Raw genomic sequence first — 9,125 nt, 5'->3', positions numbered from 1 at the left:
AACTGCGCCTCGTGCAGCCCCTCGCGGCGCAGCAACGCCCCCAACTTCTCACCCTCAAGCCCCTGGGCCACCACCAGCACGCGCAGCTTCTCCTCGGGCGTCCACTTCTTCGGGCCAGCGGGCTTCTTCTCCTCGGGCGGTGGCGTCATCGCCGCTACCCTACGCGCCTCGCGCAACCACTGCGACAGCGTCGGCTGCGAGACTCCCACCTGGCGGGCGAGCGCCGCAGCACTCACCGCGCCTGGCCCCACCATCCGCTTCACCATCTCCGCCTTGAATGCATCCGTGTACGACACAGCTACCTGCCTGTACTCGCCCCCGGGGTGGTCAGCTCGGCCGGTCAGCCGAGGCGACAACTTCCCTGACACAGGGGGGCCCCCTCATCACGATTCCGGACACCCAATTGAGCCCTCCACTGAAGTGACTCCGGGGCCTTGCAGCTCCCGAGGGGCTGGACAGTTCCAGTCCGCCATCTGGCGAGCCGCTCCAGCCTGCTACCGCGCCAAGTCCCTGGACTTGCTGGGGGGCGGCGCATGAACCAGGAGGATCTGGAAGCGAATCTGGGCCTGTTCCTGTCCCGGACGCTCACCCGCCTCCGTCGCCGACCCCGGGCCTATCCGTACACCGTGCTGGTGGGCGTGGCCGTGAAGTGGGACGAGTTGGGCGGCGTCCCGCTGCTGTTGCAACTCGTCACCCTCGTGGGCGAGCACGTCCATGCCCAAGCGTACGAGTTGCCCGGGGGACGGCTCACGGGCGGGCAGCTTCTCGACTGCATCCGGGAACTGCTTTGGCGGGCCGATGCCGTGCCGCGTGCTCGGCGCGGAATCCGCCAGGTGCACGTGGTGACGCACGAGGGCACCAGTCTCCTCGCCCTCTTTCCTTCTGCCGTGACCGAGGCGCGGGTGGAACAGGTGGGCAAGGCCCATCACGGGCGACTGGAGCGCATGCAACGCGAGGACGGCGCCTGGGACGTGCGTCTGGTGGACCTCGCGGGCTACTTCCCGAAGATCCCCTTGGAGGAGATCGCCCAGACCGTGGGGCTGCCCCGCCTGGACGTGGACGGACCGCACCTCGTTGAGATGAAGCGGACGGAACTGGCGCGGCTGGTGGCCCATTCGGTCCGAGATGCGGAGGTGACTCTGCGTGCCATGCTCGGCTTCAGGGAGAGCGTGCTGCGTGAGTGGAACATCGACGTGCTCGGCAACCGTACCCTGCCGTCCATCGCCTCCTCCATCTTCCGCCTGCACTTCGTCCGCAGCGGTCCCGCTCCGGTGAAGTCGCAGCAGGTGATGCGCAAGGTGAAGAAGGGAGCGAGATTACGGGACGAGCCGCGCGTGGAGCGGGTCTTCAACGGGGACCCGAGCGTGCGCATCATGGCCTGCCGCGCCTACTAGGGCGCGCAGTCGGAGGCGTTCCGACGTGGCCTCCTCGTCGGCGCCTTCGCCGAGTACGACGCAGTGAGCCTCTACCCGTACGCGGCGCTCCTCCAGCCGCTGCCGCACGCCAGAACGCGGTGGGAGCGTCTGGCATCCCTCGCGCAGGTGATGGAATACGAGGGCTTCGGCACCTTCAACTTCACCTTCCCGAAAGGAACGCGCTACCCGTGCCTGCCAGTCTACCGACAGGGTGTGCACCGCCTCGCGTTCACGCTCCAGGGCACCACCTCCTGCACGCTGGCCGAGGTGCGCCTGGCATTGCGCAAGGGAGCGAAGCTGGAACTGGTGGAGGCGTACGGCTTCAAGCCCGGCCCTCGTGAGTGTGACCACGACGTGGGCTGTTACATGCGGCGCTTCCTCCTGCAGAAAGGGGCCGCTAAGAGGGGCAGCCTGGAGTACGCCACCGCTAAGCTCTTCGCCAACGCATTGCTGGGCAAGCTGGCCGAGCGGATGCGGACTTCGAGGCTCTTGGACTTCGAGCGCGAGTCCCAGCTTCGGGGATTTGGTCCGGGCATGGGGGCCGCCATCCACGACTCGCCGGAGCTGCGCGCCGCGCTCAAGGGGCCACTCGACGTGGGCAGCGCCTTCGCGCCGGAGTGGGCCACGTTGATTCTCGGTCGAGCCCGTGCCCACATGGCCGACCTCACCTCGCGTGGCGCATTCCTCGTTTCTACCGACGCCATCATCTGCCCCGAGGAACTGGACCTGCGCTGCGAAGGGCTCAATGCGCTGCAGAGCGTCGGCAGCGGCATGCGCCTGGAACACCGGGCCGACGCCGTCTTCATCGCCCGCGCTCGCCTGTACGCCCTGCTGCGGAAGGTGGAGAACCTGGCCCCTGGAGAGCCAGTGCTGGGGCGGGATGACACCTGGGCCGTGATTCGTGTGGCCCGCCAGGGGACGAGCGAGTCGGAGAAGGACTTCGCGCAAACGCTCCTGGCCTGCCTGCGCGAGGGGCGAGACGTGGCCCCACTACGCATCAGGAAGCGACGGCTGACGGCAGAGGCGGCCGTGCGCGAGCGCAAGCCCATCCACTCTGTGGTGGAAGAGGAAGTGCGCACGGGCTTCTCGTGGGACGCCAAGCGCAAGCTGCTCGACCGCGACTGCAATCCATTCACGCAGAACACGGACACCGCCCCGTACTGCACACTCTCTCGGCTGGAGGCGAGCGAGCGTCAGCGCCAGGTTCGAGAGGGAGGCGCACACCCGAGGAAGTCACGGGTGTCGGCCCACAAGGTGGAGAAGGCCCTCGCCCTCCTGCGCAGTGGCAAGAGCGTGCGAGAGGTAGCCAAGGAACTGGAGCTGGCCCGCGCCACGGTCGGCGACATCAAGAAGCGCGCTGGCATGAGCGCCGTGAAACCTGACGAAGGAGGCACCGATGAGTAAGCCCCCCATGGGCACGGAGGAGATGCAGCAGGAGGAGGGGCTCTGGGACGCCAACGACGTGGGGCGCTTCGTCAAGGCCTCTCGCTCCTGGGTGTACCAGCAGGCTCAGGCAGGCCGTCTCCCGTGCGTGAGGATCGGCGGGCTGCTGCGCTTCGAACCCGCGGCCATCCGAGCGTTCATCAAGGGGCAGGGGCGCCGCTAACTGGGAAGTGGCGCCCTTCCCCACCAGCAATAAGGACGGGACCTCTGAGGTTCCACGATATAGGAACTATCTGATGGGTTCTATCTACCGCAAGAACGACAAATGGTACGTCCGCTTCAAGGACGGCCACGGCCGGTGGCGCGACACCGCCACCCAGGCCACCACGAAGACCGAGGCGAAGTCCCTCCTGCACGACCTGGAGGTTCAAACCGACCGCCAGCGGCGCGGCCTGGAGCCCCTGCCTGAGCACCGCAAGCAGGTCACCTTCGGGGAGGCCCTGGACGCCTGGAAGACCGAGGTGGGCAGCCGGCTCCGCTCCACCACCATCCTCGGCTTCGGCGAGAAGCACCTGCGTGACGAGCTGGGCCCCCTGGCCCTCAAGAGCATCACGCCCTCGCGCCTGGAGGTGCTGCTCAACGCGAAGACTGGGGAGCTGTCTCCCGAGTCGCTCAACCATCTGCGCGCCCTCCTCCACCGCATTTTCGAGCTGGCGCTCCGGCGAGGGCTCTTCTCCGGCCTCAATCCCGCCAAGGCCGTCCCGCGCTTCAAGAAGCCGAAGAAGCTGCCGCAATACCTCAAGGCCGAGGAGGTCCCGTTGATGCTGGCGGCCCTGGAGCGGCGCTGGCGCCCGCTGTTCGCCACGGCGGTCTACACCGGGATGCGCAAGGGCGAGCTGCTCGCGCTCCGCAAGTCGGACGTGGACCTCACGGCGGGCACCGTCGTGGTGGCCCGGTCGCACGCGAGCGACACGACGAAGGGCGGCCACGCGGACCTGCTTCCCATCGCCGAGGGACTGGTGCCCTTCCTGCGCGAGGCCCTGACCACCTCCACCTCGGAGCTGCTGTTCCCTGCGGAGGACGGCTCGCAGCGTGCGCCGGACTCCGCGCTGCACAAGGTGCTGCGCCGGGCCCTGGGACGCGCGGGGCTGGTGGAGGGCTACAACCACGTCTGCCGGCGCAAGGGCTGCGGCTACGCGGTGAAGAAGAGCCACGCCGTGCCCGAGCCCTGCCCTCGCTGCGGCATGAAGCTCTGGCCCCGGGCGCTCCCTCGCCCGCTGCGCTTCCATGACCTGCGGCACACGACTGCCACACTGCTGCTCAAGGCGGGCGTCCCGCTGGCCACCGTGCAGCGCATCCTCCGCCACTCGGACCCGGCCATCACCTCGGAGATCTACGGCCACCTCGACGTGGAGGATATGCGCAAGGGACTCAACCTGCTCGTGTTCGGGACCTCAGTTCCGAGCCCCGCAGAGGCGCTGCTTGCTGCTGGCGCCGCCCCCGCTCCGCTTGCTGCTAGTTTGCTGCTGGAGTCCGAGCGCCCAAAAGGTGAAGGCCCTGGAGGCTCACGGGAAACCCGCGAATCTCCAGGGCCTTCGATGGTCGGGGCGACAGGATTTGAACCTGCGACCACTTGCACCCCAAGCAAGTGCGCTACCAGGCTGCGCTACGCCCCGGCACTGCTGCTGCCGTGAAAGGGTGCGCCCTTATGCCCCTACATGACGTTCAGGTCAAGCAAGAGAAGCAGGGCACCGTCCAAAAAACTCACCCTTCCATGTCCTCCATTCCCTCTTCGTCGAAGTCCTCGCCACGGGCCTCGGCCGCGTCGGCGGCGGCCTCCTCCCGGGCGTCGATCTCCGCGTGATCCTCGGGCGGCGCCTCACCGTTCAGGGCGCTCTTCAGCACCTGGCTCGGCCGGAAGGTCAGCACCCGGCGCGCCGAGATCTCGATCTCCTTGCCCGTCTGCGGGTTGCGGCCCACGCGCGCCTTCTTCTGACGCACCTGGAAGTTGCCGAACCCTGAGATCTTGATCTTGTCCCCGCGCTCCAAGGTCTCCTTGAGCGTGTCGAACACGAGCTCCACGATTTCGGCCGACTCCTTCTTCGAGAAGCCGACCTTCTCGTAGACACCCTCGATGATGTCCGCCTTCGTCATGCGAATCCTCGGGAAGCCCTCGGGGCTGAACGCCGGGCACTGTTGCAGCCTTCCCAAAGACGTGTCAACCCTCTGACTTCATTCAGGAATTCAGGCGCGCAAGGCAGCCCCCAGCCGCTGCTTCACCTCATCCACGATGCGCTGATGCGCCTCGTTGACCTCCACATCGGTCAGCGTCCGCTCGGCCGAGCGGTAGCGCAGCGCGTACGCCAGGTTCTTCCGACCCTGGGGAATCTGCTCACCGGTGTACACGTCGAACACCTGAGCGTCCTCCACCAGCGGCTTGCCCACCTCCAGGATCACCCGGCGCACCTCGTCGTTGGGCAACTCCAGCGGCACCACCACCGCCAGGTCCCGAAGCACCGCCGGGAAACGCGGCAGCGACCGGTACGCCGGCACCAGCTTCGAGGCCGCGTACAGCGGCTCCGTGTCCAGTTCGAAGACGAACACCCCGTCCGGCAGGCCCAGCGCCTTCGCCACCCGGGGATGCACCTCGCCCACGTGGCCCAGCACCGTGCCGTCCGCCGCCTTCACCTGCGCCACGGCCTTCGGGTGGTACGCCGCCGGCCCCGCGGGCACGTACGTCACGCCCTCCACGCGGAGTGCGCCCAGCAGCCCCTCCACCGCCGCCTTCGCGTCGTAGAAGTCCGCGCGGGCATCCTTGTGCGTCCAGCTCCGGCCGCCACCGCGCAGGCCCCACACCAGCCCCCCCACGCGAGGCACCTCGCGCGCCGCGGGACGCTGGCCCTGCCCGCCTTCCGCGTCCTGGAAGTAGGCCCGGCCCGTCTCGTAGATGGCCACCGCCTCCACCTGGTGCCGCACGCTGCGGGACAGGTTCTCCAGCAGGCCCGGCAGCAGGCTGGTGCGCATCACCGACTGCTCGGTGCTCAGCGGGTTGAGCAGCGCCACCGGCTTCTCCGCCCCCCCCAGCACCTCCAGGCTGCGCGGCGCGACGAACGAGTAGTTCACCACCTCGTCCAACCCCGCGCCGGCAAGCGCCTGACGCATGCGGCGCTCGGCCTCGGCATTCGCGGGCTCCGGGGCCAGCGTGGCCAGTCCCCGAGGCAGCGTCGCCGGAATGTTGTCGTATCCGTAGATGCGCGCGACCTCCTCCAAGAGGTCCTCCTCGCGCTCCACGTCGACACGGGCCCGGGGCACCTCGTACGTCGCCTGCCCCGTCGCCTCCTCCACCGCCTTGAAGCCCAGGGCCTCCAGGATGCGGCGGACCTCCTTCTCCGCCACGGCCACGCCCAGCACCTGCTCCACCCGGGCGAAGCGCAGCGTCACCTTCCGAGGCGGCTTCGGCGCCGGGTACACGTCCACGCGGCCAGGAGCCACCGTGCCCCCCGCCAGCTCCGCGATCAGCTGCGCCGCCCGGTCAATGGCCGGCACCACGGCGTCCATGTCCGCCCCGCGCTCGAAGCGGTGCGATGCCTCCGTGTGCAGCCCGTGCCGCTTCGACGAGCGCCGCACCGAGGAACCCTGGAAGTTCGCCGACTCCAGCACCAGCCGCCGGGTGCCCTCGGTCACCTCGCTGTCGCCGCCGCCCATGACGCCAGCGATGGCCTGCGCCCGGTCCTTGTCCGCGATGACCAGGTCATCCACGTCCAGGACACGGTCCTTGCCGTCCAGCGTCTTGAGCTTCTCGCCGCGCGTCGCCGTGCGGACGACAAGCTCCTGGCCGGCCAGCTTCTCCAGGTCGAAGGCGTGCAGCGGCTGCCCGTACTCCAGGTTCACGTAGTTGGTGACGTCCACCACGTTGTTGATGGCGCGCACCCCGGCCGCCTTCAGCCGGTCCTGCATCCACTGCGGAGACGGGCCAATCTTCACGTTCTCCACCACGCGCGCCACGTAGCGCGGGCAGCGGTCCGGGGCCTCCACGCGCACCTTCACCTGCTCGGCGGCGGGCGTGCCCGACTCCGCGGGCTTCGGCTGGGGCACCTTCAGCGCGGAGCCCGTCACCACGCTCACCTCGCGCGCCACGCCCAGGTGGCTGAGCGCGTCCGGGCGGTTCGGCGTGACGTTCACCTCCAGCACCACGTCATCCAGCCCCACGGCCTCCGCGATGGGCGTGCCCACGCGCGTGTCCGCCGGCAGGATGAGCAGGCCGCTGGACTCCTCGCTCAGGCCCAGCTCCTTGGACGAGCAGAGCATGCCGAAGCTGTCCACGCCGCGCAGCGCCGCCTGCTTGATGTCCATGCCGTTGGGCAGCTTCGCGCCCACGGTGGCCAGCGGCACCTTGTCGCCCACCTTGAAGTTCTTCGCGCCGCACACCACCTGGAGGAGCGCCGTCCCGCCGATGTCCACCTGCGTGACGGACAGCTTGTCCGCGTTGGGGTGCTGCACGGACTCCTTGATTTGCGCCACCACCACGCCGCGAAGGGCCTCCGCGGGGCGCTCCATTCCCTCAATCTCCAGGCCCGCGGCGGTCAGCTTGCGCGCCAGCTCGTCCACCGACGGCGGCAGCGCCACGTAATCGCCCAGCCACTTCACCGAAATCTTCACAGGTCCACCCTCTTCTTCAATCGGCTGGAACACGGGGGCCCACCAGCGGCCCCCTGGAATCTCAGAACTGCTCGAGGAACCGCGCGTCGTTCTCGAACATCATCCGCAGGTCGTCGATGCGGTAGCGCAGCATGGCGATGCGCTCCACGCCCATGCCGAACGCGTAGCCCGTCACCTCGTTCGGGTCATACCCGGCGGAGGTGAAGACGTTGGGGTGCACCATGCCGCTGCCCAGCACCTCCAACCACCCCGTCTGCTTGCAGATGCGGCAGCCCTTGCCCGCGCAGTTCGTGCAGGTGATGTCCACCTCCGCGGAGGGCTCCGTGAAGGGGAAGAAGGACGGGCGGAAGCGCGTGCGCGTGTCCGAACCGAAGAACGCCGTCACGAACGCCGCCAATGAGCCCTTCAGCTCGGCGAACGTCACGCCCTTGTCCACCAGCAGGCCCTCCACCTGGTGGAACATCGGCGTGTGCGTGATGTCCGAGTCGCGCCGGTACACCCGGCCCGGCATCACCGCGCGGATGGGCGGCTTGCGGTTGAGCATGTACCGCACCTGCACCGGGGACGTGTGCGTGCGCAGCAGCGCGGAGCTGTCCGCCTTCTTCGCGTGACCGAGCGTGGCCTCGTCCACGTAGAACGTGTCCTGCATGTCCCGCGCGGGGTGGTCCTTCGGCAGGTTCAGCGCCTCGAAGTTGAAGTAGTCCAGCTCAATTTCCGGGCCGCTGGCCACGTCGAAGCCGAGCCGCGAGAAGGTCCGGACAATCTCCTCCATCGTCCGCGACACGGGGTGCCGGCTGCCCAGCGCCACGCCGCGTCCGGGCAGCGTCACGTCCAGGCCCGGGCCCTGAAGCTGTGCCTCCAACGCGGCCGCCTCGGCGCGCTCCACGGCCTCGGCGAGCAGCTTCTCCAGCTCCGCCTTCACGCTGTTGGCCACCTCGCCCAGCGAGCGCCGCTCGTCCGGGGGCAGCTTGCCCATGCCGCCCAGCACGCCGGACAGCTCACCCTTCTTGCCGAGGTAGCGGACCCGCAGTGCTTCCACCGCGGACAGCTCCGACGCGCCGCCAATCTCCCGCCTCGCGGACTCCGCGAGCGCCAGCAACCGATCCCGCATGGACTTCCGCCTCCGTTCCAGTTCCCCGCGCGCCCTTGGCGCCGAGGCACAAAAAAAGGGCCGCCCCAGAGAGGCAGCCCGTTCAAACATCCGGACAGGGTGGCCAGCATCAGCCCACCACCCCACCCGTTCTGTCTCCAGCCTTGCGAGCTGGATGTGTCTCAGGCCGCCTTCGCGATGTTGGCGACGGCCGCAAAACCCGACGGATCCGCGATGGCCATGTCGGACAGAACCTTGCGGTCCAGGCCGATCTTCGCCTTCGCGAGGCCCGCGATCAGCTTCGAATAGGAGAGACCCACCGTGCGGGCGGCCGCGTTGATGCGGACGATCCACAGGCGACGGAAGTCCCGCTTGCGCTGCATGCGGTCGCGGCTGGCGTAGTCCAGCGCCCGCTCAACCGCCTCGTTGGCGCGCTTGTAGCAGTTCTTCCGACGGCCGCGGTAACCCTTGGCCAGCTTCAAAATCCTATTACGACGACGACGGGCCTTGACACCCTTCTTCACGCGCATGACTGCCTCACTTCGGACTGCGTAGTTTGGAAGCCCCCCGGCGCAGGC

The 9,125-nt window shown here is 68.6% G+C and carries 8 protein-coding genes, 1 tRNA gene and 1 pseudogene; 4 read left to right on the top strand and 6 right to left on the bottom strand.

Features of this window, described 5'->3' with window-relative positions:
* The coding region (locus tag HNV26_RS06970) for a transposase (RefSeq protein WP_171439618.1) at positions 1–296 on the bottom strand (296 nt) is incomplete at its 3' end.
* 237 nt (positions 297–533) lie between these two features.
* Here HNV26_RS06970 and HNV26_RS06965 point away from each other — a divergent pair.
* The 4 genes and pseudogenes from HNV26_RS06965 to HNV26_RS39210 form a co-directional block, all read left to right on the top strand.
* A complete protein-coding gene (locus tag HNV26_RS06965; RefSeq protein WP_171439619.1) occupies positions 534–1,394 on the top strand; it encodes a hypothetical protein in 861 nt (286 codons plus the stop codon).
* Positions 1,395–1,457: 63 nt separating this feature from the next.
* Entirely contained in the window at positions 1,458–2,819 is a 1,362-nt protein-coding gene (locus HNV26_RS06960) for a DNA polymerase (protein ID WP_171439620.1), read from the top strand.
* A complete protein-coding gene (locus HNV26_RS06955; protein WP_171439621.1) occupies positions 2,812–3,021 on the top strand; it encodes a helix-turn-helix domain-containing protein in 210 nt (69 codons plus the stop codon). The genes HNV26_RS06960 and HNV26_RS06955 overlap by 8 nt, the downstream gene beginning before the upstream one ends.
* A 73-nt stretch (positions 3,022–3,094) precedes the next feature.
* Positions 3,095–4,150 (top strand): annotated as a pseudogene (locus HNV26_RS39210) (tyrosine-type recombinase/integrase); the annotation flags it as partial.
* Positions 4,151–4,397: 247 nt separating this feature from the next.
* Here the strand turns inward: HNV26_RS39210 and HNV26_RS06940 are convergent.
* The 5 genes from HNV26_RS06940 to rplT all read right to left on the bottom strand — a co-directional run bounded on the left by HNV26_RS06940 (position 4,398) and on the right by rplT (position 9,077).
* Positions 4,398–4,474, bottom strand: a tRNA-Pro gene (locus HNV26_RS06940).
* Positions 4,475–4,562: 88 nt separating this feature from the next.
* A complete protein-coding gene (locus tag HNV26_RS06935; protein ID WP_002639669.1) occupies positions 4,563–4,952 on the bottom strand; it encodes an integration host factor subunit alpha in 390 nt (129 codons plus the stop codon).
* A 90-nt stretch (positions 4,953–5,042) separates the two neighbouring features.
* Positions 5,043–7,457 carry a phenylalanine--tRNA ligase subunit beta gene (gene pheT, locus HNV26_RS06930; protein WP_171439713.1) on the bottom strand — a complete coding sequence of 805 codons (2,415 nt, stop codon included), beginning with the start codon at positions 7,455–7,457 and terminating at the stop codon, positions 5,043–5,045.
* A gap of 61 nt (positions 7,458–7,518) precedes the next feature.
* Positions 7,519–8,568 carry a phenylalanine--tRNA ligase subunit alpha gene (gene pheS, locus HNV26_RS06925; protein ID WP_011553619.1) on the bottom strand — a complete coding sequence of 350 codons (1,050 nt, stop codon included), beginning with the start codon at positions 8,566–8,568 and terminating at the stop codon, positions 7,519–7,521.
* 161 nt (positions 8,569–8,729) lie between these two features.
* Positions 8,730–9,077, bottom strand: a complete 348-nt coding sequence (gene rplT / locus HNV26_RS06920; protein ID WP_011553618.1) for a 50S ribosomal protein L20 — start codon at positions 9,075–9,077, stop codon at positions 8,730–8,732.
* Positions 9,078–9,125: the final 48 nt, after the last annotated feature.

Origin of the sequence: Myxococcus xanthus, assembly GCF_013116825.1 — a bacterium.
Lineage (GTDB): Bacteria > Myxococcota > Myxococcia > Myxococcales > Myxococcaceae > Myxococcus > Myxococcus xanthus_B.
The sequence above is the reverse complement of the archived record's forward strand: the minus strand, read 5'-3'. Positions and strand labels throughout refer to the sequence as shown.